The organism is Desulfatitalea tepidiphila (assembly GCF_001293685.1).
Classification (GTDB): Bacteria; Desulfobacterota; Desulfobacteria; order Desulfobacterales; family Desulfosarcinaceae; genus Desulfatitalea; species Desulfatitalea tepidiphila.
On record NZ_BCAG01000004.1, the window covers coordinates 19,899 to 45,131 of the forward strand.

The window sequence follows — 25,233 nt, forward strand, 5'->3', positions numbered from 1 at the left end:
CGCCGCGTGACCCTGCCGGCTCTGCGCTTCCGGCTGTCAGGATCACGGGCGGGAACAGTATTCAATCGTTGACACATCCCCTGCGCCGAAGGTCACGGCATTTCGCAGATGAGTGAGTGATGCGAGCGCCGTGTCGGATCACGACGGCGTGGGTGGCATGAACAATAACCTTTTAATGCATGGCCATGTTGTCAAGGGGGGCGATCCAGGGTCTACTCCATCCTGCCTGGGAAAGGCGCATACACATGCTTCCCCTTTCCCTCTTTGAGTTCGGCGGCCATCTGCCGGACATGCACGAATCGATGTTTCAGCTCGTAAAATCCATGCCACCAGGCATAATCGGGCGCCATCATGGCGGTTCCCATACGCGCGCGGCGCCCCTCATGATGCCACAACTCATAATATTGCCACTCGATGGGTTCATCGAAGTGGCGCTCCCTGGAAACGAGTCCTTGGTCATAGAGCTGGTTCATGATCTTTTCAATGGGATCGAAGTAATTGTCGTTATAGTGATGAATCACCGCATCCAGGTTGCGAAAATGATCCTGGGTCCATGTGGTGGAATGGCATTGGAGGCACACCGCCTCCATTTTCCGCCGCTCGTCCTGCCACCGGGTGGCCGCCGGAAAGGGTTCGAAATCTTCCGGCCGCACGGTCCGCGGGGCCTGGGTCTCCCATGAGAGCCGCTCGGTCACATCGTGGGAGACGTCGAATTTTCCGGTCACCGCCGACATGTGACAGGTGGCGCAGGTCGGTGCGCGGAAATGTGTGCCGGCTTCCCACCGACGACTGGTCGGGTCCCAGGTCCAACGATGGCCTTCGGCGTGATAGATGGTGCCGTGTTTGGATTCGTTATAGATTTCGATCTGCGGATGATCGGGGCCCAGGTGACACTGATCGCACGCCTCGGGCTTGCGCGCCTCTTCGATGGAAAAGCGGTGGCGGGTGTGGCAGCTGGTGCAACTGCCTTTGCTGCCATCCGGATTGATCCGTCCGACCCCGACGTTGGGCCAGGTGCCCGGCAACGGCTTGCCGTTTTCAACCTCGACCACGGTGCCGTGGCAAGCCAGACAGCCGGTGGTTCTTTCGGTCGTGTTGTTCATCCCGTCTTTGAGCCAATGGTCGATCTTCCACATGATTTCATGGGTGTTGGCGTGTTTGCTGCGGGCATACTGTTCGGCCTGGCGGGGATGGCACCCCTGGCAATGTTTCGGGGAAACGACCACCGAGATGGGCCGGGAAGAGTGCTCGAGATGGGCGGTCAGCACGGCCTGCTCATCGATGGCGCGATGACACTTATCACAGTGCACATCGACCCGGGCGTGAACCCCATTGTTCCAGTCCATGAAAATGCCCGGCGTCTTTTCACGGTGGCAATCGATGCAGCTCTGGCCCACAATGGCGGTGTCCCGTTTTTCAGGTATCAAGCGCAAGGGAAAATCCCAGCGCCACACACCGATGCAGGCCAGGATCAGGAAAATCAGCATCAGGTTGGTGTAGGCCAGGACCACGAACACCCTGCGTCCGGCCGGGGGCTTGCCCGTACCGGCCGAGCCGGCCTTGAGCGGGCCGATCCGGCGCACCTTTTCAAATACCTCGGTGCCATGCGGGGCGCCTTTCAGGGCTTCGGTCAGGTCCGCGCCGGCAGTGTGCTTGCCGAAATGGCGTCCACCCTTCCAACGGGCGCTGTCGCTGACGTCATACACGTCGTTCTCAAAAACAAAATAGGCCGGCCGGCCTTCGGCCCCGTCAAAGCCCGCCAGGTTGGCCCGGGAGATCTCATCCTTTCCTGTTACGGGCGGCGGTGTCTGCTTCATCTTTCGATGCACCACCGTGACGGCGGCCAGACCGATGGCGACCATCAGGGCGAAGAGAAGAATCTTGATCGAGAGCATGAGGCCGAAGGTGTTGTCGAAGAACTGTTCCCAGCGGTCCATGCGGGCCCAGGTCAGATAGATACCTGTCGCGGTCAGGGTCGCCATGCACGAGAGCCCCAACAGACGCTCCGGCTTGGGGATGCCGCCGGTGAGCCGCGCCGGACGGACAAAAATATGGATATAGAAGATCGCGCCGAAAAAAATCACCGCCGCCAGCAGGTGAAGATAACCGATGACGAACCTCAGCGTCTTGTGCAGCGGCTGCTGGAGCCGTTCGGATTTTTCCAATACCGAGGATGCGATCGGATACCGGTATCCGTTGCGGATATAGGCAAAGCCAACGGTCTTGAGCTGACCGCCGGTGCTCTCCTGGTGGCAGAAGATGCACGCCTGACCCGTGTCGCGGGCGTACTGTTCCGTTGCCCGAACCGAAGGTGGGAAAATGACGCCGATCAGCAGCGCGAGTCCGAACATCGCATAGCAAAGGGGACGCTTTGGCATGGTCATCTCTCCTCATTTTGAGACCGCTTGTAGCACAAAGGCCGCCCCCATGCCAATGTTCGTCTGTGTCGCAGCAGATTATGCCTCGCTTCCTTCGGCCTGGACGACAAACGGTCCCAGGGCCTTGGCATTTTCAACCCCGGTTTCCAGGAAAATCGTTCGCGTGGGATAGGCGAACGAGATGCCTTCTTCCTGAAAACGCCTGAAGATTTCCAGGTTGATGGCCTGTTGGATATCCATGTAGAGGCTATAGTCCGGGTCCAGCACATAGTAAACCGTCTCGAAATTCAGCGCGGAGTCGCCGAATCCCTGGAAATGAGAGCGGTCGAAGCGCGTGCGATCCCGGGCCTCGACGGCCTCCCGAATGATTTTCGGGATCAATTGCAATTGGTCATGGGAGGTTTGATAGAGTACGCCGATGGTAAACACCACCCGCCGTTCAGCCATGCGTTTGTAGTTTCGAATTCGGCTCTTGAGAAGATCGCTGTTGGCGAAAATCAACTGCTCCCCGGAGATGCTGCGAATCCGGGTGGTTTTCAATCCAATGTATTCCACCGTTCCCATGTGGGTGTCGACGATGATGAAATCTCCGATCACGAAGGGTTTGTCGAGCACAATCGAAAGCGAAGCAAAAAGATCCGCCAGGATACTCTGCACGGCCATGGCCACCGCGATACCACCGATACCCAGACTGGCGATGAGGGTAGTAATTTTGACGCCGGGGATGTTATCGAGCGCCAGCAGGGTGGCGACGGACAGCAGCACGAATCGCCCCACGAAACCGAGTGCGCGCATGGTCGTCATACGCTCGCCGGAAGCATTTTGCACCTTGGCCTGATACCGTTTGAGCGCAAAAGATATCAGGACATTACCCCATATCGTCACCTGAACGATCACGGCGATGACCGACAATGCCGACATCCACGTCTGAAACCCATCGCCCTTATGTAAACCGGAAGCCCCCATGTCGATGGCCAGAATGGCGATGACCGTCATGGATATCCGTTCGACCAGCAATGCGACCAGTGAATAGACAGTGTCATGCCTCACCTGATCGCGGGCCATGAAACGGCGCGCCAATATCCCTTTGATCAGGCGAACGATCACCAGAAACCCGATGCCGAGAGACAATGCGATCAGCCAATCTTTCAATGGACTGCCAAGAAACGTGTGGTCCAGCAATTCCATGCCTGCTTTCTCCTTTCTTAGAGAATCTTTTAAAAAATAGTGGTGGTCGGGGGTATTGTGATCGGCATTTCAAACAATTATTATAAACACCCATCCCGCTGTTTCAACGGACGGTCCGGTAGACAGACCTGGGAAGTGTGCACTCGATAATAAAGGTGTGCGCGTATGCATACACCGCAGTGGCGGTTCCAAAACGATTTTGAACAGGATTCGATAAGGAGCGCGGCCGCCACGCGCGTGCGCAGCGCCAAAGGTTCAACGCCCGGTGGCGCATCCCTCTGGCACAAACCTTGCTGAACGTCTTGGCCGAAGCCCGTACCGATGCCCGTATCGATGGGTGTCACGATGATCCAGCGATATGGCCCAAGGCATCATGTATGCAGGATCGGGAGGCAACCATGCCCAGCGTTCATGCCGTCGGCAACGACAGCGTTCGGAGTCAGAACATCTTCGGTCAACCCTTGACTATCTTCGGCATTCCCGTGGACCGTGAAACCATCTTCTCCGACCACAAGGGAATTTACAGAATCCGAACGGAAAAGCGTCAGCGCAAACTGATCGTGAAAAGCACGTTCATCAAATTTTTTCTTCATCACGAGGAGACCATCCGATGTTTGACCACCGGATACTCCCCGGTTTCCATCAAAGAGCAACTCATCACCGGCCCCGCATTTCTCTATTTTAAGAAAGCGATCTTCATTTTCACAAACAAGCGTATTCTGCATGTGCCCACGCGGTTCAATCGTTCCCAGTACGGGGCGGTTTCCCAGATTCTTTATGAAGATTGCGCACGTATCATCATAAAAGGGCGCACGCTGCATGTTGATTATAAGAACGGAAGACAAGAAGCATTTCCCTATTTAGGGCGTCAGGAAAAGAAAAAGCTGCGCACCCTTATTGCCGGAGTGACGCTCTCACCCAAGGAGGCCGGGCAATTGAAGAGTCGGGTTCACCTGTGCCCCAGCTGCACGCATATCCTGCAGCCAGGTGACAAGATATGCGAGACCTGCAAGATGAAATTCAAGACGCCGTTCAAAGCCAAGCTTTTCTCCCTGCTGATCCCCGGCGGCGGCTATTTCTACAGCCGCTTCAAAATCATCGCCACGGCTGCGGGGCTGTTTGAAACAGCCTTGATGACGGTACTCGTACTACAGGGCCTTGCCCTGCATCGGGGAACACCCGTTGCCCTTCATTGGGTGGCACTGCCGGCGTTTGCCCTGGTTTTGGAAAAATTCGTGATGGCCTACCATACCCAAACCCTGATCCAGAACGTCATTCCTGAAAAAGGCGATTATGCCGTGCGTAAAATCTGACGGCTATGTAAAAAGTCTGGAATTCGTTTTTCCCGTCATCCCAGTGGGAGCCGGGATCCGGTCTTTTCAATATGTTCTGGATGTCGGCGTTCGCCGGCATGACGCTTCTGCGACTTTTTAAGGTTTTATCAAAACTGATGGATACGCAAAAAATTGTGGCCGGACAGTACCGTAAAAATTTGACCGGTAAGAATACGGCCGCCCTGCCTCCTGTCGTCGACAAAGCCGCTCCATGTTTCAGGTAAAGGTCATTCCGAATGCCGTTGCCAAAAGCCGCAATGGTGTTTAGTATTTTTTATTGAATATCAATCGCGTTACCATCAGCTCCCCGACTGCCTCACCATCATCGATCACGCCAAACTGGAGGATAGACATGCAAAAAAAGATCGCCATCGCCGTCGACGGATCGGTGCATTGCGGCTGCGCAGTGCGCTATGCGGCCAATATGGCCAAGGTCCTGCCCGGGTTGAATTTTGAACTCGTGCACGTGCAACCCTCCCTGTCCCAGTACCTGATCGAGGAGGCCGAGCGAAAAGCAAAGGCGAACAGGGCGCTGCAGGCTTTGATAAAGGCCAACCGTGAAGCATCACTCGACATCCTGGAAAAGGTGAGGCGCCAGATGGTGCAGCAGGGTGTGGATGCCGAGAGAATCGAATTGTGCTCCCGCATTCGAACTACGGGTCTGGCCGAAGACCTCCTGGATGAATGCCGCTCGAAGGCCTACGATGCCATCGCCCTGGGGCGGCGGGGGGTCACCTATCTGCAGGAACTGGTCACGGGCAGTGTCACGGCCAATCTGCTCGAGCACTCCCAGATCACTCCGGTGTGGATGGTGGACGGCGAAGTGCCCGACAACCGGATTGTCCTGGCGGTGGACGGTTCCCAGAACGCCTTGCGTGCCCTGGACCATTACGCCTTCATGGTCAGTGGCCAAAAGGATGCCAAGATTCATATCATCCACGTCAAGCCGCGGCTGCGCGACATCTGCACCATCGATTTCGACAATCAAACCATGGCGGCGGCCGAAGAGATCATGCTCGACAGTGACCGGCACTGCATCGATCAATTCTATTCCCAAGCCTTGGGCGTTTTTAAAAAGAACGGTCTGGAGACCGACCAGATCGACATCCAAACCATCGAAAGCCGCATTTCGGTGGCCGGTGCGATTCTCGATGCGGCCCGCAAAGGGGGGTTCGGCACCATCGTCGTGGGTCGCCGCGGCTTCAAGAACAGCAAATTCAGCGGCAGCGTATCGCGCAGCATCATTCAGAAAGCCACCCGTATGGCCGTGTGGCTGGTCCCTTGAGTCTGGCCAATCTAAAAAAAAGCTCAAGTTTGATCCAAAAGAGCCGACACCAGAAATGAAGCTATATCTCCAGACTGAGAGCGGTGCATGAGCGATTTATTCAGCGTGGGTGCCGATTACCTGTTCAGTATCATGGCCAATCAAAGCAGCCAGATGACGACCCTGTCCAATCAGGCCCTGAACAGCGGTATCGATAAGTATGTGAACAAGGATTACGAGGGCGCGGTCGTGGATTTCAAACGCGCGTTCGGTCTGGATCCCTATTCGGAGTATGCCATCGATACGGTCAAATACCTGGCCATGACCCATCAACGCCTGGGGCAGACCGAAGAGGCCATCGACGCCTACAAGCAGGGGCTGCGGGTCCATTCGGACAGCGATATCCTCTATGTGGCCATAGGCAACCTCTACATCGGCGAGGGTCGCACCGGCGAGGCCATCGAGGCCTATGAGTCGGCGGTGCGCTTTTATGACGACCCCAACAACCGTTTCTCGCTCGGCCAGGCCTATCTGAAGGCAGGACGCTACGATGACGCCGTCAACCAGTTCGAAAAAGTCGCCAAAAACGAATCATACAGCCGAAACGGCTATTACGGCCTGGGACAGGTCTACAGCGCACAGAAACAATACGACAAAGCCATCGAAAATTTCCAACAGGCGATTCGCAAAGACAACGACTTCTACGATGCCTATGCCGGCATGGGCTATGCTTACGCCGATGCCGGTGATATGGACAACGCAAATAAAATCAAGGAGTTTTTGGAATCCGAAGGCAGCGATCTGTCCGTACTGCTCAGGGCTTATATCGGCAAGGCCACCCAGCCCAAAATCATGCTCGCCTACGCCGACAGCAAATTTCCCTATTTCCTCCCGCCCAAAACCAAGGTGTCGGCACTCAACAGCTACATGGCCAATGCCAATGCCAGCCAGACGTTCAGCGTCCGCTTTCAGTTCAACAAGGAGATGGATCGGGCATCCGTGGAAAATGTGACCAATTGGAACATATCCCGATCCCAGGAGAGCGGTCCCGGCATGCGCTACAACATGGGCCTGTCGATTCCGGATACCGAGGCGCGCCTCAGTCCCATTCCCACCGGCATCTATTACGATGAGAGAACCATGACGGCCACCGTTCGTTTCGATATCCGCCAGAACAGCGACGGAACGGCCACCATCGATCCCTCCCACATCCTCTTTTCCTTCAATGGAAAGGATGCCGACGGCAACACCATGCATCCCGATTACGATCAGTTCATGGGATTTTCCAAATCCATATAGGGTAGTGCCTTACGGCCCGTGGTTGGCCACATAGAAGTCGTCGATCAGTCCCCTGGCTTTGAGGGATTCGCCGTACAACCGCGCCTCATCCAGGGTGGTGAAATGAGAGGCCTTCACTTGATACCAGGTTCGTTGGGTGCTCTTGGCCTGGGTCCAGAAGGCGTCCACCCCGGCCTCCTTGAGACGATCCACGTAACGCTGGGCATCATCACGTTTCAAATAGGCCGCCACCTGGATGGTGAACGGGTCGGTCGCCGCCGGAGGCTGCTCGGCCATGGGCGCGATGGGTGGCGGCAACTCGGGCGCATCGGGTTCGGACGGCCAATTGTCGACGATCATCCACGCACCGACCGATGCGATCAGCGTCACAACCGCCGCCCAGCGCAGCCGAACCGGAAGGGAACGTGCCCATGCCCATGCCCGGTCTGCAAGGGGGCGCAACCATCCCCGGCATAGCCGTGCCATGACCATGGCGCGATCGCTGGATTGACGCAGGATTGCCGTCAGGTGGGGCCTCGCGCGTGGCGGCGTCGGCGGAGCCGCAGCGGGTTCCCGGGGTCTGAATCGGCCTGCCAAGGCTTCGATCTGTTCGTCGCTCAGATGGGACAGGGCCTGCCCGGCGGCGGAGAGGTCCGATCGGTTGCCCGCGTTGGGTTTAAGGTGGCAGCGGGCCGCGGCCAACCCCTCGATGCAGCGCTCGTGTCCCGACGCGTGCCCCCGGAGATAGACCTTGAGGGTCCAATCGTTGATATGGCCGATACGCAAGAGAAGATCACACAACCCATGCACCCACTCCCGGTGATGCTCCTGGAACATCTGCCACACCCGGCGATAGGTCTGCATGGCCTCGAAATCGGTGCGCTGCTGGGAGAGATAAAAATTGGTCAGCAGTTTCTGAATCTTTTCATGGCGGTCCCAGGCGCCGCCGATGAGTGCGGCGACCTCATGGTCTTCGGAAGTGGTATGTTGCCGGCGGCAGGCCTCCTCAAGCCATCCCTGGGCGACCGCCTCGTCGGTCGGCCGCATCCGCAGATAGGACGCGACCACCGCCCGCCCGACATCCCCCAATGCAGGCTGGGCCAGATAGAAACGGGCCAGCCGCATGGCCAGAAACTCTCCGCTGCGCTGACGCTGCAGGGGTGAAAACCAGAAGCTGTCATAGACCGACATGGTCCGCTCGAATACCGCCTCGGCCTCCCGCAACATCCCGGCGCGCTCCCAGACGGCCGCTTCGGCCACCTGGCGCCGGATCAGGAAATGCCCCACCCGGTTCAGCACCCAGCCGATCCCCACGAACAGAACGGCCAGCACCAACATCACGGGCAAGGCGATCCAAGTCATGGCGGCCAGCCGCTGCCAGTAGGGCAACAGCACGGTGCAGATCGCCACGCCGAACAGGGCGGTCATCCACAAGCGTACACCGATATGTCTGAAGACGGCACTCATGTTATCGCGTCACGATTTCCGATCATGGCGTCGGCCAGCAGAGCCGCCGCCTTGGCCAAATCCTAACCGCGCTGGTGTTAAAAGCCTTCCCGCAAGGCCACCCAGACATCCGATTCGCCGCCGCCACGGGTGGGCAGCCCGGTCGTCGCGTCGACCACCTGGAGTCGAATGCCGGCCGGCTGCAGAAAGGGACGCGGCGGCTCGCCCTCGGTAGCTTTGATCATAAAACGGGCCCATATGGGCGCCGCGCCCCGGTTGCCGGTGATGCCGATACCATTATGGTCCCGAAGGCCCTCGTCACGATCGTAACCGACCCATACCGAGGCACATAGGGCCGGTGTGAAACCGGTAAACCAGGCGTCATGATATCCATTTGTGGTCCCTGTTTTTCCGGCCGCCGGCTTGTTGAACCCCATGCGCCGGACAACCTGGCCGGTGCCTTGATCCACGACCCCTTTCATCATATCCACCACTTGGTAGACCAGACGGCTGTCGAGCACCTGCGTGCCGCTGACAATATGCTCTTCCAGCAGCTGGCCGTAGGCATCTTCCACCCGCCAGATGCAAAAAGGTTCGTAATAGATGCCCTCGGCCGCAAATGTCGTGAAACTCGAGGCCATCTCCAGCGGGCTCACCCCCGATGTGCCGAGGGCCACCGAATAAACCGGAGACAGCGGACTCTGTATCCCGCATCGCCGCGCCGTGTCGATCACCGCTTCGGGGCCGACGCGGGCCACCAGCTGGGCGGCGATACTGTTGATGGACTCGGTAAACGACTTCTTGAGAATCACCGGCCCCTGGTAGGCGCGTTTGAAATTCTGCGGCCGCCAATCGGGCGCACCGGCCACAGGAATGCGAATCGGTCGATCCTCGATAACAGTGGCCGGCGTTACGCCCAGCTTTTCAAAAGCCGTATAGTAGAGAAACGGCTTGAAAACCGAACCGGGCTGACGGTTGTTCTGCACAGCCCGGTTGTACTCGCTTTCACCGTAATTGCGTCCGCCGACCATGGCCTTGATGGCCCCCGAGTTGACCTGAATGGCCACCAGGGCCCCCTGGGGAAGTTCATCGGAATTGCCCGCGGGCGGCGCAAGTTCCCGGCTCAGGTCGGCCAGGCCCTGGGTCAGGGTATCCTGAGCCGCCTGTTGCAATTGCGGATCCATGGTCGTGGTGATCTTCAAACCGCCATGATAGACGATTTGGGGACCGTAACGCTCCTCGAGCTGTTTCAACACCCAATCCACGAAATAGCCGCCGACCGGACCGGATGGCCCCTGACCGGCAAATGCCAATTCCTGCGCAGCGGCGTCGGCAGATTGCTCCGCCGTGATGAATCCGGCGGCCACCATTCGTCCGAGGACCACCTGTTGCCGGGCCTTGGCGCGCTCCGGGTGGCGCAAGGGGTTGTAACGGGTGGGCGATTTGGGCAATCCGGCCAACAGGGCCGCCTCCGCTATAGTGAGTTGGCCGGCCGTTTTGCCGAAAAAGAGCCGGGCCGCGGCCGACACGCCCTGGGCGCGGGGTCCGAAATAGATCTGGTTGACATAGGCTTCGAGGATCTCGCGTTTGCTGAATTGGGACTCGATTTGCAGGGCTACCAGAAGCTCCCTGAATTTGCGGCGATAGGTCTGCTCGAAGCTGAAAAACAGATTCTTGGCGAGCTGTTGGGTGATCGTGGAGGCCCCCTGGACCTGATCGCTCACAAAGGTACGCCAAAGGGCCTTGATGGTCCTGAATTTGTTGATGCCGTGGTGTTCCCAGAACCGATGGTCCTCGGTAGCCAGGATGGCTTGCAGGAAAACCGTCGAAACCTGATCGAGAGGCACGTAATCATGGCCGCCGATCTGAAGCACACGTTCGCCGTTGGCGGCGTAGATCTCGGTAGGGGGTGTGTCGATGATGCGCCGCAACGGTTCCGGCACGCTGGGCAAGTCGCTGATGGCCCAGAACAACAGCAACACCCCGGCCATCGCCGCCACGCCGCTTCCGGCGAGCAGCAAGGAGAATCCTCCGGTGAGCCAACGGATCAAACGCACCACGGGGGTCATGGCCGGTTCCCCCCACTCCACGGCCAGCCGGGCGTGCCGCCTTCCTCTAAGGTGCGCTGCATCCGGCGGACGTCATCGCTTACCCCCTGCATCAAAATCACCCGAGGGCCATCGAAACCGATCACCTCGAATCCCAGATCCACGGCGTCGCCCAGCATCCGATTGGAGATACCCACGCGTTCGATGCGGCCTTGGGCCCGCAACAGGTCCTGGGGATGGGCCACGATGCGCCGGCGGGTCGTTTCCGGCAGATCGTCCAGCGCCGAAAAAAAGCGATCGGCTGAATAGATATGATCCGTGAAATCGGACAATTGATCCAACCCGGTGCGGATTGCCACCTCGCCGCGTTCGATGTGGGCGAGCAGGTCCGGGCTGAGGCGCAACCGATAGGTGACCTGGTTGCCGGCATCGAGCAGGTAAACCTGCAGCTGCTGATCCTGCCGCTCGAAAAAGGTTCGCTGCCAACGGCCACTGCTCAACTGGCTCAACAAGGTATAGGGCGATGCAATTTCGTTGGCCAGCACCGGCGGCAACTTCAGATAGAGCTCGACAAAATGCTCGGCCGAAATCATGGCGCCTTTGTCATCGACGATGCCGGCGACGACCTGTCCCAGCGACACCGCCCGGCGCATCTCGCGCTGCATATGCGCACGCTGATCGGCGTGCTGGGCCAGCGCCTGGCGCGCCGAATCGGCTTCGCGCCCCTTTTCCCAGATGGCGCCGGAACGGGGGCGATAGGCGTTGGTGGTCAAAAGATAGTCACCCACCAGCCGCTCGATCCAATCGAATCTAAATTCCGTGATGACGACCAGCGCCAATGCGAACAACAGCACGATGGTTCGCGGCGCGATCAAGCGCGTGCGCCAGGTGTGCATGTCGGGGGGGGCATACCAGGGGACCATATGGAACGACACTAACCCGTTTGAAAACTGACGTTGTTTTGCATGTCAACACAAGCGGTCGTCGACCGCCGGCCTCATGCGGTTGGGCCGGACGCCGGATTCGAATGCAGGCCCGGTTCGATGCGTACCGGTATAGTCCAAATCGAAAGGGAGGTCAAAATGAAGTTGGCCGATGCGGCAATTCTGACTGAATGTGATTCACCTTGAAGGGTGCGCCTTCCAAAAGTTTTTTGATAAAAATAATCGCATGGCAATGGAGACGGCAGGCGTGGGTGGGGCAGGTGGCCAGGGCCACGTGAGCCAGCGGTCAATAGTGGCGGTTGAATGCAAAGGGCGGACAAGCGGCCCAGACTGTTTGAGCGCAGCGAGTTTCTGGGCCGCCCGCCGTTCATTTTCCCGGCACTTGACCGCTTGGCGTGTGGTCTCGGCCACCTGTCCCACACACGCCCGGATGGAACAGGTGGCCGACGCTACACGTTCGACGATGCCTCTTGTTCTCCACCGATGGCACGCCCCAATTCACCGGACTCATAAAGTCCCCGGAAGACATCGATGATATCCGGGTCAAACTGGGTCCCCGCTCCGCCGTACATGATCTCGAGAATTTTTGACTCGGGCATGCGGCCGCGATAGGCGCGGTCCGATGCGATGGCATCGTAGACGTCGGCCACGCTGAGGATACGCCCCAGCAGCGGTATTTGATCGCCGGCCAGCCGATCCGGATAGCCTTTTCCGTCAAACCGCTCGTGGTGGCAGCGGACGATCTGCTTTTCCCGGGTCCACAGTCCGAGGTGTCCCATAATTTCGTATCCGATCACCGGATGCTGCTGGATGATGCGATACTCCTCCTCGTCCAGTCGGCCCGGTTTGAGCAGGATGTCGTCTCGGATGCCGATTTTGCCGATGTCATGCAGCAACCCAGCCACATTGAGGATCTCCTGCTCCTCATCCGAGCATCCTATGGCCTTGGCCAGGGAAATGGCCACCAGGGTGACCCGATTGGAGTGCTGCTTGGTATACGGGTCACGCGCCTCGATGGCCTTTACGAAGGCATAGAGGGTCGACAGCAGGTTGTTGTAAATGTTTTCGTAAAGCGCCAGGTTTTCGATGCCGGTGGAGGCCTTCTTGGACATGAAATCGAGGTAATAGAGATCTTTTTCATTGAACCGGTGGTCGCCCTGGTAAATGCTGGCCATGAGCACGCCCAGTGGTTTGGAACGGATCTTTAACGGCACCAGCATGAAAGAGAGCACCTGCCGGGGCAAACGCCGATTGCCGCCATTGGTGGCGATGATAAAGGGCTGGTCGTCGTGAAGCACCTCCTGAATCAAGTGGTATATCTTGGGGTCGCTCGGTGAGAGCAGATGGCCAAAACCGCTCATCTGTGATGCCGCCATTCCGGCGGTGGCTTTCTTCGCCCAGGGAGAGGCCGCGGCTGCTATGGGCATCGGTTTGCTCGTTGGTTCGTTGAGCAGATAAAAGCAGGCGGCATCGGCCTGAACGATGTCGACCGCCATCTCCACCAACTGCTTGAACACATCGGTGCTTTCACGCAGGTTGGAAAAGTCGGTCAAGATGCGGTTCAAGATATTGAGTTCGTCGACTTTATAGACCAGTTCGGCGTTGAGTTTTTCGATTTTGGCCTTTCCGGCCACTTCCTTCTGCAGCATCACGTTTTCGATGAACAGCTGGCGTTCCCGCAGGACGCGTTGCACGCACAACTCCATCTGATGCAGATTCACCGGCTTGACCAGAAAATCCACCACGCCGTTTTTCAACGTTTGAATGGTGTTGTCCAACGAAGGATAACCGGTCATGACGATGACCGGGATGGTGTTGTCGTGTTTATGGATGTGCTCCGCGAGGGCCAGGCCATCCATTTCCGGCATGTTGATGTCGGTGAAACAGCAGTCCACGTGTTTCTCAGCGAGCAGGCCGACCGCCTCCCGACCATTGTTGGCCGTGAGCACCTCATACCCTTTGGCGGAAAAATAGGTGTTGGCGATGTCGATGATGCTCTCTTCGTCGTCGACAAACAGGATGGTTTCTTTCTGATCGCTATGCATGCCGTGTCCCAGTGCCAGAATAAAGATTCTGATATCGTTGAACATTGTACCCAATCGCAAGCCAATCGGCATCGATGGCATGCATCTGCGGTACGTTCGTTGTCCAAACCTGTGTATCGACCCGTTTCAGGGGAACTTGATTTTTAAATGGGAAATGAATGAACGAAAGATAAAAATCAGGAAGGGTCATCCGAGCCCAATCGATACACCTTGCCCGGCAGATCGTGACCGAAAAGCCGACTCAGCCGACGGCTCCACCGTGCGATGGGCTCGATCCGGGCACCGGCTGAGATACCCAGAGCATCCATGAGATAAAGCGTGTCCTCGGTGGCGATGTTGCCGGCGGCACCTTTCATGAACGGACACCCCCCCAAACCGCCCAGTGCGGTATCGAAATGCGCGATCCCCATTTCCATGGCCGCAATGACATTGACCAGTCCCAGGCCACGGGTGTCATGGAGGTGCAGGGCCACCGGAACCGCACCGGCCACCGGCAGCACGGCCGTCAGCATTCGCCGGACAGACGGCGGCGTCGCCAGACCGGCGGTATCGGCCAGGACCAGGCGATCCACGCCCTGGTCGACGACCACCTGCGCGGCATGCACCACCTGTTCGAGCGGGGTATCCATTGGATCGCTGCACCCAAAAACACATTGAAGGCTGCCGCGAATCTTGCGGCCGGCCAGCTGGCCGACCGCGATCATGCGAATGGTCTCTTGGCAGGCCTGTTCGACCGTCATGCCGCTGTTTTCCATACAATGGGTGTCGCTCACCGAGAAGGAGGCTTCGATCCATGCGATGGATGTGCGGCAGGCTCGTTCAACCCCTTTCAGATTGAGCGTCAAGGCACTGAACTGCACCTCGTCCGTCGACGGCAGGCGTTGGATGAGTGCTTCGGCATCGGCCATTTGGGGCACTCGCCCGGGATGGACAAAGGAGGCCACCTGTATGGCCGGAAGCCCCGCCTCGACCAGACCGGCAATCAAATCGAGGCGCTGCTCGATGGAAAGTATCCGGGTCTCCATTTGAAGGCCGTCGCGCGGCCCGACCTCGGTGATCGTTACCCGATTCGGCAAGTTCATCCTGATGGTCCCTCCCCTTCGAATCCATCGGCGGTATCACAGCGACTCCAACTGGATGCTATCCATTATACCCGGCGTGGGTGGAGCAGGTGGCCGATGCCACACGCCAAGCGGTCAAGTGCCGCTAAGAATGCACGGCGGGCGGCCCAGAAACTCGCTGCGCTCAAACAGTCTGGGCCGCTTGTCCGCCGTTTGCATTCGAGCGGCACTAGGACCGCAGGCGCACGTGGCCCTGGCCACCTGCTCCACCCACGCCTGCCATCTCCGGTTCCATGCGAATTTTACTATTAAACTCCTTCTGCAATGCATGCCCTTCAAGGTGAATCACATTCAGCTAAAAATGGTGACGGTATGATTCGTTTCCCTACATCCACAACATTTATCGATGCCTTGTCAAGTCACAGCATCGCCGCCCGCAAAACAAAATGCTTGACGCTGATCCAGGCAGCGGCTATTTGAGTCCGTTTAATATGGGTATCATGACTGAAAAAAGATCCGATCCATCTTTTGCAGGTGATGCGTTTGTCTGACCTGACTTTGCAACGAACCGCTACTCCCGATGAAGACCGCCCACTGCGTATCTGCCTGTTAAGTTACCGTGGCAATCCCCATTGCGGGGGGCAGGGCGTCTATGTGCGCCATTTGAGCCACGCTCTGTGCCAGCTGGGGCACCGGGTGGATGTGATGTCCGGCCAGCCCTACCCCCAACTGGACAACGGCGCCCGGCTGCACCGCCTGCCCAGCCTGGACCTGTACAATCCCGAGGCGCTGTTCCGAACGCCTACGATCCGCGAACTGTGCAATCCAATCAACATGCTCGAATGGGTCGGCATCTCGACCATGGGTTTTACCGAACCCCTCTCCTTTGGCCTGCGCGCTTATCGCCGGCTCAAAACCCATAATGGATACGATATCCTGCACGACAACCAGAGCCTTTCCTACGGTGTGTGGGCCCTTGCGCGTCACATTCCCACTGTCGCCACGATTCACCACCCCATCACCGTGGACCGCGATCTGGCCATTCGGGCCGAAACCGCACTGTGGAAAAAAGCCAAACATGTCCGCTGGTACAGTTTCATCGGCATGCAAAAACGGGTGGCGCCGACCTTAAAGCGCATCATAACCGTTTCATCGCATGCCCGGGATGACATTTGCCGTGAATTCCGCATTCCCAGCGAACGCTTCAGCGTTGTGCCCAACGGTATCGATACGGATCGATTCTATCCGCTGCCCGGCATCGAACGCGAACGGTGCCGGTTGATCGTGACCAACAGCTCAGATATCGCCTTGAAAGGGCTGCATGTGCTGCTGCGGGCAATGGCCGAGCTGGTGTCGACCCTGCCGCGGCTCAAACTGGTCGTCGTGGGCATGCCCAAGAAAAAGAGCCCCATTTACAAGCTCATTGCCGACCTGAATTTGAGGCAACGCGTCCATTTCACCGGCCGCATCGATCAGGATGAGTTCGTCCGCCAATACGCCCGGGCCTGGGCCGCTGTGGTCCCCTCCCTTTACGAAGGGTTCGGCCTGCCGGCCGGCGAAGCCATGGCCTGCGGTGTGCCGGTGATCAGCACCACCGGGGGTGCCCTGCCCGAAGTGGTGGGCGATGCCGGTCTGCTGGTGCCACCGGGAGATCACCATGCACTGGCCAGGGCCATCGCACAGGTCTGCGAGCACCCCGATCTTGCGACAACTTTGGGCCGCGCCGGTTACGAGCGGGTGATGGCCCATTTCACATGGCGGGCGGCCGCCGAGAAAACCGTCGCCGCCTACCGTCGGACCATCCATGATTACCGTCGATTTTCAATGCCTCAACATACCGGCCAGTAGCCGGATCCTCGACATCGGCTGCGGATCAGGCCGCCACGTAGCAGCCGCCTATGCGCTCGACCGCGCCATAGTGGTGGGGGCCGACGCCAATGCCAAAGATCTGCAGGCGGCCCGGGAAAGGCTAAAATTTCACGACTACCTGGGCCAGCATGGAAACGGCCATTGGCTGTTGAGTGCCGCCGATATCACCCATCTGCCCTTTGGGAATGAAACATTCGATCTGGTCATCTGCTCGGAGGTCCTTGAACATATACCGGACGATCACCGCGCAATGAGTGAAATCATGCGAGTCCTGAAACCCGGACATCCACTGGTGGTCAGCGTACCGAGACGCTGGCCCGAAAGCATCTGCTGGTGGTTGTCCCGCCCCTACCGCCACATGCCCGGCGGGCATGTACGTATCTATCGCGCCCCTCAACTCGTCGAGAAAATAGAATCGCTCGGCGCCAGCCACTGGCGCACCCATTTCGCCCACGGTCTCCATAGTCCCTACTGGTGGCTCAAATGCCTTCTGGGTCTGGAAAATACCCAAAGCCTGCCCGTGCAGCTCTACCACCGTCTGCTCACATGGGACATCATGCAACACCCCCGACTGACCAGAACACTGGAACGTTGGCTGAATCCATTGGTTGGTAAAAGCGTGGTGCTCTATTTCCGCAAAAGGGCCCTCCACCCATAAAGATTTTCCTCGATCGGTCGATAAAAATTTAACCGCTGCCGGCCTGTTCTCGCGGCGCCGGTCTTGTGCAGGAATCATTGGCTGGAGGTTTATTTTCTTTGCAGCACGCCCAGCGTACCTGTCATGGGAAGCTCAACGAACCGTCCCGATGCGATGGCCGCTTGGTAGACGATGTAAGGTGCCTGGCCGCCCTGGGCGGGATCGGGGAATATGTCGTGAAAGAGCAGATAGCCTCCGGGCATGACATGCCTGGCCCACCCGTCATAATCGCCTTGAACCGTCTCGAGGGCGTGACCGCCGTCTATAAACACCAGTGCCAGGGGTGTTGCCCAGGATCGGGCAACGAGGGTCGATGTTGCGACGATAGGAATGACACTGCCTTCCAGGTCGGCCAGTTCGAGCGTTCGCAGGAAATGGGGAAAGGTGTCGATCCGGTAATAGCGTGCATCGAACAAGGCGATGTCGAAATATTCCTCGCCGGGTTGCTGCTCTTCGGAGCCCCGGTGGTGGTCGATGGAAAAAAGCACCTGGCCATTCTCCTTGCAAGCCCGTCCGAGATAGAGCGCCGATTTACCGCAATAGCTGCCGATTTCCAGGCAAGGCCCCAGGCGGCAAGCCTCCGACGCCATACGATACAACCGTTCACCCTCGTCCGGGGCGAGAAAACCTCTGACCTGCCCGGCCTGCTCAACCACCTGCTCAAGGCATCGATTCATGGTAGGGCTCACTTTCATCTGAAAACAGGATTTGTTCGAAACCGGTTCGGTTTTTGCATATTTTCTCGTGGTTTGCAAGACGAGGGGGATCAAAGTGGGAAGAGGGCGAGATACCGCCCAAAAGTAGAAAGAGATGGACAGACCACCCGGTAAACAAAAAGAAGGCGCCCGAAACGTTGACGAAGCGCGTCTCACCGAAATCGCCTACCACCAGAAGATGAACCGCTGGGTCGGATCTCTGGGCGCGATCATCTTTGTCTCTTTTGCGATCTTTTACGGCTGCCGCCAGAACCTCTTCCAGGCCACTGTTTTTTCGCTCTTGTTCATCAATGTCACCGCATCCTTGATCATCGGGCGCAAAATTCAAGATCTGGACAAATTGGTCATCCTGAAACGCAGCACCGGCGGTGCCGGTTTCGCGCTCTTGGCCATCGGCCTCTGGGCCGGCATCCTCAGCGAGGACATCTACATTTTCATGCCTTGGATGTTCAGCTATCCGGTGGCTGTCACCCTGTTTTTCGGCAAACGTATCGGCATCTATTCGGCCATGGCCTTCACCGTGGTGGGGGTCATCGCCTTTATGGGTATGGATTTGCCGCCCTGGGACCCGTCGGCGGTCCAAATGTTCCGTCTCAATGCGCTGTTCTCCCTGGTGACGATCACCGCCGTCTCCCTGATCGGCGAAAAATTTCGTATTCGCGTTCAAAACGACCTGTTGACTGCCCAGGCGAATTACAAGCGGTCCGAGGAGCGGCAACGCCAAGCCAGGCAAATGCAGGCGATCGCCACCCTGGCGGGCGGCATCGCCCACCAGTTCAACAATGCGCTTTCGGCCATCTATGGCAATGTGAATCTGATTGAAATGGAGCCCCATGCCGATAGAACCGTCAAGTTTACCGAATCCATGCGCCGATCGGCCGATCGGATGCGCACGCTGACCGAACAGCTGCTGGCTTATGCCCGGGGCGGGAAATACCTGCCAAGAACCTTCTCCATCAACGAGCTGGTTCGCGAGGTGCTCGACTCCGATCGCATCCAAGTCGAACCGTCCTTAAAGGTGCATCTAAACCTGGCGCAGGATATAGTTATGACCAGGGGCGACGTCACCCAGATCGGCATCGTCATCGAAGCGGTGTTGTCCAATGCCTTGGAGTCCATGAACGCAAACGGGGAATTGACGATTCACACCTGCAATCACTGCATTCCGCTCACCGACCCAGCGACATCGCCTGCATTGCCATCTGGCCGCTACGCGCATCTTGACATCCAGGACAATGGCACGGGAATGAATGAACAAACCCGCCAACGCATTTTTGAACCCTTTTTCACGACCAAGTTCTTCGGGCGGGGACTGGGGATGGCCGCCGCTTACGGCATTGTTCAAAATCACGACGGATCGATCACCGTCGATTCTGCGCCGGGCCAGGGCACCCGGGTGCATATCTATCTGCCGGAGGATCTGCTCGCTGACCATCAAGAACGGCAATCGAAGGGAATCTGATTCAGTCGGCCATCCCGATGGCCGTCAAGGCAGGTCATCGAGATTTCGAACCAGCACCTCTCGCTGCTTGACCCCGTCGGACGGCCCCACCACACCCTCGCGTTCCATGGTTTCCACGATACGGGCGGCACGGTTGTAGCCGATACGCAGATGGCGCTGGATCATGGAAATGCTGGCCTGGCCGGTGCGGGTCACCAGGGCCAACGCTTCGTCATAGCGTTCGTCATACTCCTGATCCTCGCCGTCTGCTTTTTCTTCCCTCGGGGTCTCCACGATGGCGTGGTCGTAATCGGGCGCCTGCTGCTTTTTGACATGCTCGATGATGCGGCCCAGCTCGGCCTCGGAGATGTAGGCGCCGTGAATTCGCTGGAGGCGTCCCGTGCCGGGCGGCAAAAACAGCATGTCGCCCATGCCGAGCAGGTTTTCCGCGCCATTCGCATCGATGATGGTGCGCGAATCGGTCTTGGACGAGACCTGAAAGGTCAACCGGGTGGGGAAGTTGGCCTTGATGATACCGGTGAGCACATCCACCGACGGCCGTTGTGTGGCCAGTATCAGGTGAATACCGGCGGCCCGGGCCATCTGGGCCAGGCGGGTCAGGGCCACCTCCACATCCCGGGAGGCCACCATCATCAGGTCGGCCAACTCGTCGATGATGATCACGATGTAAGGCAGCGGCTGTGTCTGCGCCTCTGCTCCCGCTTCGACCTTGTCGCCCTTTTTGCCGGCCCCCGGCTTCTCGATTTTCTGATTGTACTGGCTGATATGGCGTGCCTTTTTCTCGGAAAGCAGCTCGTAACGCCGCTCCATCTCCTTGACCGCCCAGAACAGCGCGTTGGTGGCCTTCTTGGCATCCGTGACCACCGGTACGATGAGATGCGGGATGCCGTCGTAGGCCGAAAGCTCGATGCGCTTGGGGTCGACCATGATCAGTTTGACCTCGTCGGGCCTGGCCTTATAGAGGAAGCTGCAGATCATGGTGTTGAGGGCGACGCTCTTGCCGGCCCCGGTGGCGCCTGCAATCAACAGATGGGGCATCTTGTCCATTGCGGCGGCCACGGGATGGCCGACGATGTCCTTGCCCAGACAGAGCGTCAGCTTGGATTTGGACTTCTCGAAGGCTTCGGAAGCCACGATCTCCTTGAAACGCACGGTCTCACGGTCGGTGTTGGGCACCTCGATGCCGATGGCCGCCTTACCTGGGATGGGTGCCACGATCCGCACGCTGATCGCCCGCAAGGCCAACGCAAGGTCATCGGAAAGGTTCACGATCTTGTTGATCTTGACCCCTGGCGCCGGGGCATACTCGAACGTGGTGATCACCGGCCCGGGCGTTACGGCCACCACCTGGCCGTGGACCCCGAAATCTTCCAGTTTCTTCTCCAGCAGCTTGGACTGCATGCGCAGGTTATCGCTGTTGACGGAGTGCGGCCGATCTTCGGGATCATCCAGCAAAGAGATGGGCGGCAGTTGAAACTCCCCCTCTTCCTGCATGAAATCGAACATCTTCTGCTTGGGTGGCTCGACTCTCTTGACCGGCTTGGGTATTACGGGCGCCTTGATTTCGATGTCCGACACTGTTGTATCGGCCTTGGCCTTGAGCACCCGGTCCCGCTTCTTGGCCTTGGTTCGCCGTTCCTGCCGTTTGACGCGCAGATCCTTGATGCGGCCGGACAGCCGAGCCATCGCGGAACAGATGCGATGGTAAAACGCCACCACCGAAAATCCAGTTGTTAAAATGAAACCGATCAGCCAGGCGATGCCGATGATGATCAGGCCGCCGGTCAGATTGGCGTAGTGAACGAGAAAATCCTTCAACGGCAGGCCGATGATGCCACCGGCCGAAAAGTGGCGGTCGAAAAGTTCATACGCGTTCTGTTTGAACGCCAGCAGGCATCCGGTGGTCAGCAGGAGCAACACCCCGCCGACCACAATATGCACGACCGTTTTGCGAGATTGGGCGCTGAAGAAATGGATGCTGGCCAGCAGCAGCAACACCGGTACCCAGAAGGCCCCCAATCCGAACAGACCGACCAGCAGGCCGGCAACATGGGCCCCCAACGTACCGAACAGGTTATGCACCACCGCATTGCCGCCCGTGTTATGAATGGACGGGTCTTCGTGGTGGTAGGAAAGCAGGCTGATCAGACTGAAGACCACCAGAAAGAACAGCAGGATGCCGATGATTTCCTTTCTCATACGCAATCCATAAGACTTGAGAAGAAGTTTAAAGTGTAAAGTTTAAAGTTTGAAGTGAAGGTATTCTGTCTATCGGTTTTTGGACGGCCTGGTTTTTGGGCGGCCTGATACCTCGGAAAACGAGACCGAACCTTTATCATCGACAGCATACCAACACTTGGTAAAACCGTAAAAAGTCCTAGAGGCGTCATGCCGGCGAACGCCGGCATCCAGAACATATTGAAAATACTGGATCCCAGCTTCCGCCGGGATGACGGCAAAAAGCGATTCCCGGACCTTTTACCAGACTGTAAAAACTTAACACTTTACACTTAAAATTTTACACTTGAACAATAAACGGCATAATCACCGGCCTTCTTCCGATGGTAAAAAAGAAATATTGGCGAAGGGCGGCCTGAAGCCTGTTCCGGATGATCTCGACCCGGTTGGGCACTTCCGGCGGCACATCCTCGACGATCTCCAGGATGACGCATTGCGCATCGTCGAGCAGGTGACCGGTCTCGGTTTCGAAAACGAATCCTTTGGAGACCACATCCGGGCCATAAATAATGACACCGGTCTCCTCGTCAAAGGCCATATTGACCACCACCATGCCCTCTTCGGAGAGCATGCGCCGCTCCTTGAGCACACTGCGCCCCACATCGCCGATGCCTTTTCCGTCGATCAGCAATCGCCCGGTAACCACCTGGTCCGCCAGCCTCCCTCCACTGGCATCGAATATGATGGCCTGCCCGTTTTGGGCCAACAGGATATTCTCCCTGGCCACGCCCTGCTCCTCGGCGAGGCGGGCATGCTGCACCAGATGACGAAACTCCCCGTGGATGGGAATAAAATATCGGGGGCGGGTCAGGCGCAACATCATTTTCAGCTCCTCCTGGAACGCGTGGCCGGACACATGCACGTGGGCGATCTTCTCATAGATGACGTTGGCCCCGCAGCGGAAGAGTTCGTTGATGATATTGGTGATGGCCTTTTCGTTGCCGGGAATGAACTTGGAGGAGAGGATTACCGTGTCGTCGGGTTTGATCCTGATTTGGCGATGGCTTCCCGCGGCCATGCGGGCCAGGGCGGACATGGGCTCCCCCTGACTTCCGGTCGTGACGACCACCGTCTCGTCGTCGGGGAATTGGTTGAGTTGATCGATGTCGATCTCCATCCCCTTGGGAATGTTCAGATATCCGAGTTCGCGGGCGATATGGACCGACACCTCGATGCTGCGGCCGTTAAACAGGATCTTCCGGTTGTTCTGTCTGGCGATCTCCACGATCTGTTGAATACGTCCGATATTTGAAGCAAAGAGGGCGATGATGATCCGGCCGGTGCATCTTTGACAGATTCCGGCCAGGGAGTCACCGATTTCACAATCCGACACCGTGTAGCCGCTCTTTTCCACATTGGTCGAATCGGAAAGCAGCGCCAGAACCCCTTCTTCGCCGCAACGGGCGAACTTGCTCACATCGGTTTCCATATTGTCGACGCAGGTGTGGCTAAATTTAAAGTCCCCGGTGTGAACGATCGTGCCATAGGGCGTTCGAATGGCGATCCCGACGCCATCCACGACGCTGTGGTTGACACGGATAAACTCCAAGGCAAACGGACCGATCTTAAGGGTTTCGCGGGGATGGATGACATGCAGTTCGGCATGGGACAACAGGTCATGCTCTTCCAGCTTATGGCGTGCCAGCCCCAGCGTAAACGGCGTGCCGAACACCCTTGTGCTCATATCCTTGAGCAGATAGGGCAAGGCACCGATGTGGTCTTCGTGGGCGTGGGTCAGCACCACTCCCGCCATCTTTTTTACGTTCTGTTTGACATAGCTCATGTCGGGAATCACGTAATCGACCCCCAACATGTAATCTTCGGGGAACATCAACCCCACGTCGATGACGAACATCGTGCCCTGGCACTCTACGGCCATCATGTTGAGACCGATCTCACCCAGGCCTCCTAGAGGAACAAGTTTAATCATGCACCCTCTCGCCGTGATCGGCATCCATGGCCGCTGTGATGGAAGCGTACACCTGATCCATGAGCGCCTTCTTGTTTTTGCGGGTGTGGCCGGCGGTTTCCACCGGCGGCATCAACCTGATGCGGACTTTACCGAAATGGATGAGTTTGTCACCCTTTGCCATGACCTGCCGGGTCCCCTGAATCGCCAGAGGAATGATCGGCACCCCGGCGTCGATAGCCAGGGTGAAGCCGCCCGTTTTGAAAGGCAACAGGTTGCCCTCCCTGCTGCGGGTGCCTTCGGGAAAAATCAAAACAGAAGTGCCGTTGCGGATCTTGGCCGCCGCATTCTTCAGGCTACGCAAGGCGGATCTTGGATCGGAGCGGTCGATACTGATATAGCCGGCACCGCTCATGGCCCGTCCGAAAATGGGAATCTTGAACAACTCGGCCTTGGCCAGCCAGCGGAACTGAACCGGCAGTGCACTGTAAAACACCGGAATATCGAAGTTACTTTGATGATTGGACATGTAGATGACCGCCCCTTTTGAGGGAAGATGGGCGCTTCCGAAGACCTGAACCTTGATGCGGCTGACCCATACGATCGATCGGCCCCATGCCCGGGCAAGCTTATGAATGAAATTCTCGCTGTTGGGTATGAAGGAGACGAGAATGACGGTCAAGCCGACGATCAGCGTGGCAATGATGACCCACACATAAATAGCCAGGGTGTGGAAAAAAGCGATCACGCGACCGCCTATGCTGGGTTTGCTCTTATCTGTCATTGCATTTGTCTTCGATCTTTTCGTTCAAAACAGGGGCGGCTGGAGTTGATACGGCGATGCACGGCGGGATCGAACCGTGGACCACGGTCAGTATCCCATTCATAGCCCAGCTAAACCATGATGGCCAACTTTTCCAAAACCGCGTCGATGAATTGAATGAGCCAATTGCGTTGCGCCTCGGTGGCATACTGGATGCAGTCGCATCGGATTCGCTCCCGCGTGCGAACCAACAGCTCGCAGGACAACCGATCGGGCAACAGTTCGAGCGCGAAATAGTGGGGATGGCACGCTGTGTGGGCTTTTTGCCGTTCATCCAGCAGTTCGTCGCTCAGCATGACCCAGTAGAGGCCATCAACACCCGATACCGCATAATGGTCGTCGAGATAGCGTTTGAGCCGATCGTAGTCCTCAGGACGAAGTTCGTCTATCACGTATTGTTTCATAGCATGTTCTCACTAGCATAAATCAGGACAATAGGCAACCGATATGAAGTCAAAAGACAAACAACAACAATAGGTTGGCGCTGAATGAGGGTGGGGTTGAAAAATTGGTGAGGCAGGGGCTGAAATACG

General features: G+C 57.6%; 18 protein-coding genes. 6 read left to right on the plus strand and 12 right to left on the minus strand.

Going from position 1 to position 25,233, the window contains the following annotated elements:
- Positions 1-212: 212 nt before the first annotated feature.
- Positions 213-2,378, minus strand: coding sequence for a multiheme c-type cytochrome (locus DFT_RS17280; protein WP_161807192.1), 2,166 nt, complete (start codon positions 2,376-2,378; stop codon positions 213-215).
- Between the two features lie 78 nt (positions 2,379-2,456).
- Positions 2,457-3,566, minus strand: a complete 1,110-nt coding sequence (locus DFT_RS17285; protein WP_054032528.1) for a mechanosensitive ion channel family protein — start codon at positions 3,564-3,566, stop codon at positions 2,457-2,459.
- A gap of 398 nt (positions 3,567-3,964) precedes the next feature.
- Here DFT_RS17285 and DFT_RS17290 point away from each other — a divergent pair, with 398 nt between their 5' ends.
- The 3 genes from DFT_RS17290 (at position 3,965) to DFT_RS17300 (ending at position 7,463) form a co-directional block, all read left to right on the plus strand.
- A complete protein-coding gene (locus tag DFT_RS17290) occupies positions 3,965-4,879 on the plus strand; it encodes a hypothetical protein (RefSeq protein ID WP_152972063.1) in 915 nt (304 codons plus the stop codon).
- Positions 4,880-5,252: 373 nt separating this feature from the next.
- Positions 5,253-6,185, plus strand: a complete 933-nt coding sequence (locus tag DFT_RS17295; RefSeq protein WP_054032530.1) for a universal stress protein — start codon at positions 5,253-5,255, stop codon at positions 6,183-6,185.
- Between the two features lie 87 nt (positions 6,186-6,272).
- Positions 6,273-7,463 (plus strand): tetratricopeptide repeat protein, encoded by a 1,191-nt coding sequence (locus DFT_RS17300; RefSeq protein WP_054032531.1) that lies wholly within the window; start codon positions 6,273-6,275, stop codon positions 7,461-7,463.
- Positions 7,464-7,472: 9 nt separating this feature from the next.
- Here DFT_RS17300 and DFT_RS17305 read toward each other — a convergent pair whose 3' ends face one another.
- The 5 genes from DFT_RS17305 to DFT_RS17325 all read right to left on the minus strand — a co-directional run bounded on the left by DFT_RS17305 (position 7,473) and on the right by DFT_RS17325 (position 15,007).
- On the minus strand, positions 7,473-8,909 hold the full coding sequence (locus DFT_RS17305) for an SPOR domain-containing protein (protein WP_083453604.1): 1,437 nt from the start codon (positions 8,907-8,909) through the stop codon (positions 7,473-7,475).
- Between the two features lie 77 nt (positions 8,910-8,986).
- On the minus strand, positions 8,987-10,957 hold the full coding sequence (locus DFT_RS17310; protein ID WP_152972064.1) for a transglycosylase domain-containing protein: 1,971 nt from the start codon (positions 10,955-10,957) through the stop codon (positions 8,987-8,989).
- Positions 10,954-11,859 (minus strand): hypothetical protein, encoded by a 906-nt coding sequence (locus tag DFT_RS17315; RefSeq protein WP_054032533.1) that lies wholly within the window; start codon positions 11,857-11,859, stop codon positions 10,954-10,956. The genes DFT_RS17310 and DFT_RS17315 overlap by 4 nt, the downstream gene beginning before the upstream one ends.
- Before the next feature lie 470 nt (positions 11,860-12,329).
- Positions 12,330-13,925 carry an HD domain-containing phosphohydrolase gene (locus tag DFT_RS17320; protein WP_054032624.1) on the minus strand — a complete coding sequence of 532 codons (1,596 nt, stop codon included), beginning with the start codon at positions 13,923-13,925 and terminating at the stop codon, positions 12,330-12,332.
- A 176-nt stretch (positions 13,926-14,101) separates the two neighbouring features.
- A complete protein-coding gene (locus tag DFT_RS17325; RefSeq protein ID WP_054032534.1) occupies positions 14,102-15,007 on the minus strand; it encodes a hydroxymethylglutaryl-CoA lyase in 906 nt (301 codons plus the stop codon).
- A gap of 522 nt (positions 15,008-15,529) precedes the next feature.
- Between DFT_RS17325 and DFT_RS17330 the strand changes: the two genes are divergently transcribed.
- Positions 15,530-16,834, plus strand: coding sequence for a glycosyltransferase family 4 protein (locus tag DFT_RS17330; RefSeq protein WP_235506267.1), 1,305 nt, complete (start codon positions 15,530-15,532; stop codon positions 16,832-16,834).
- Positions 16,791-17,513: a class I SAM-dependent methyltransferase gene (locus DFT_RS17335; protein ID WP_054032535.1), complete on the plus strand. Its 723-nt coding sequence runs from the start codon at positions 16,791-16,793 to the stop codon at positions 17,511-17,513. The genes DFT_RS17330 and DFT_RS17335 overlap by 44 nt, the downstream gene beginning before the upstream one ends.
- Before the next feature lie 89 nt (positions 17,514-17,602).
- Here the strand turns inward: DFT_RS17335 and DFT_RS17340 are convergent, their stop codons facing one another.
- A complete protein-coding gene (locus tag DFT_RS17340; protein ID WP_054032536.1) occupies positions 17,603-18,229 on the minus strand; it encodes a class I SAM-dependent methyltransferase in 627 nt (208 codons plus the stop codon).
- A 133-nt stretch (positions 18,230-18,362) separates the two neighbouring features.
- Here DFT_RS17340 and DFT_RS17345 point away from each other — a divergent pair, with 133 nt between their 5' ends.
- On the plus strand, positions 18,363-19,730 hold the full coding sequence (locus DFT_RS17345; RefSeq protein ID WP_054032537.1) for a two-component system sensor histidine kinase NtrB: 1,368 nt from the start codon (positions 18,363-18,365) through the stop codon (positions 19,728-19,730).
- 24 nt (positions 19,731-19,754) lie between these two features.
- Here the strand turns inward: DFT_RS17345 and DFT_RS17350 are convergent, their stop codons facing one another.
- The 4 genes from DFT_RS17350 to DFT_RS17365 all read right to left on the minus strand — a co-directional run bounded on the left by DFT_RS17350 (position 19,755) and on the right by DFT_RS17365 (position 25,104).
- Positions 19,755-21,929 (minus strand): DNA translocase FtsK, encoded by a 2,175-nt coding sequence (locus DFT_RS17350; RefSeq protein WP_054032538.1) that lies wholly within the window; start codon positions 21,927-21,929, stop codon positions 19,755-19,757.
- A 319-nt stretch (positions 21,930-22,248) separates the two neighbouring features.
- Entirely contained in the window at positions 22,249-23,898 is a 1,650-nt protein-coding gene (locus DFT_RS17355; RefSeq protein ID WP_054032539.1) for a ribonuclease J, read from the minus strand.
- Positions 23,891-24,625 carry a lysophospholipid acyltransferase family protein gene (locus DFT_RS17360; protein ID WP_161807193.1) on the minus strand — a complete coding sequence of 245 codons (735 nt, stop codon included), beginning with the start codon at positions 24,623-24,625 and terminating at the stop codon, positions 23,891-23,893. The genes DFT_RS17355 and DFT_RS17360 overlap by 8 nt, the downstream gene beginning before the upstream one ends.
- A 146-nt stretch (positions 24,626-24,771) precedes the next feature.
- Entirely contained in the window at positions 24,772-25,104 is a 333-nt protein-coding gene (locus tag DFT_RS17365) for a hypothetical protein (protein WP_054032541.1), read from the minus strand.
- Positions 25,105-25,233 lie beyond the last annotated feature (129 nt).

Excerpts from the sequence above, each read along its gene's own strand:
- DFT_RS17295 (WP_054032530.1), top strand. The coding sequence starts at position 5,253 with ATGCAAAAAAAGATCGCCATCGCCGTCGACGGATCGGTGCATTGCGGC.
- DFT_RS17300 (WP_054032531.1), top strand. The coding sequence starts at position 6,273 with ATGAGCGATTTATTCAGCGTGGGTGCCGATTACCTGTTCAGTATCATG.
- DFT_RS17320 (WP_054032624.1), bottom strand. The coding sequence starts at position 13,925 with ATGCATAGCGATCAGAAAGAAACCATCCTGTTTGTCGACGACGAAGAG.
- DFT_RS17280 (WP_161807192.1), bottom strand. The coding sequence starts at position 2,378 with ATGCCAAAGCGTCCCCTTTGCTATGCGATGTTCGGACTCGCGCTGCTG.
- DFT_RS17290 (WP_152972063.1), top strand. The coding sequence starts at position 3,965 with ATGCCCAGCGTTCATGCCGTCGGCAACGACAGCGTTCGGAGTCAGAAC.
- DFT_RS17340 (WP_054032536.1), bottom strand. The coding sequence starts at position 18,229 with ATGAATCGATGCCTTGAGCAGGTGGTTGAGCAGGCCGGGCAGGTCAGA.
- DFT_RS17325 (WP_054032534.1), bottom strand. The coding sequence starts at position 15,007 with ATGAACTTGCCGAATCGGGTAACGATCACCGAGGTCGGGCCGCGCGAC.
- DFT_RS17355 (WP_054032539.1), bottom strand. The coding sequence starts at position 23,898 with ATGATTAAACTTGTTCCTCTAGGAGGCCTGGGTGAGATCGGTCTCAAC.
- DFT_RS17305 (WP_083453604.1), bottom strand. The coding sequence starts at position 8,909 with ATGAGTGCCGTCTTCAGACATATCGGTGTACGCTTGTGGATGACCGCC.
- DFT_RS17350 (WP_054032538.1), bottom strand. The coding sequence starts at position 21,929 with ATGAGAAAGGAAATCATCGGCATCCTGCTGTTCTTTCTGGTGGTCTTC.
- DFT_RS17315 (WP_054032533.1), bottom strand. The coding sequence starts at position 11,859 with ATGGTCCCCTGGTATGCCCCCCCCGACATGCACACCTGGCGCACGCGC.
- DFT_RS17345 (WP_054032537.1), top strand. The coding sequence starts at position 18,363 with ATGGACAGACCACCCGGTAAACAAAAAGAAGGCGCCCGAAACGTTGAC.
- DFT_RS17310 (WP_152972064.1), bottom strand. The coding sequence starts at position 10,957 with ATGACCCCCGTGGTGCGTTTGATCCGTTGGCTCACCGGAGGATTCTCC.
- DFT_RS17335 (WP_054032535.1), top strand. The coding sequence starts at position 16,791 with ATGATTACCGTCGATTTTCAATGCCTCAACATACCGGCCAGTAGCCGG.
- DFT_RS17285 (WP_054032528.1), bottom strand. The coding sequence starts at position 3,566 with ATGGAATTGCTGGACCACACGTTTCTTGGCAGTCCATTGAAAGATTGG.
- DFT_RS17365 (WP_054032541.1), bottom strand. The coding sequence starts at position 25,104 with ATGAAACAATACGTGATAGACGAACTTCGTCCTGAGGACTACGATCGG.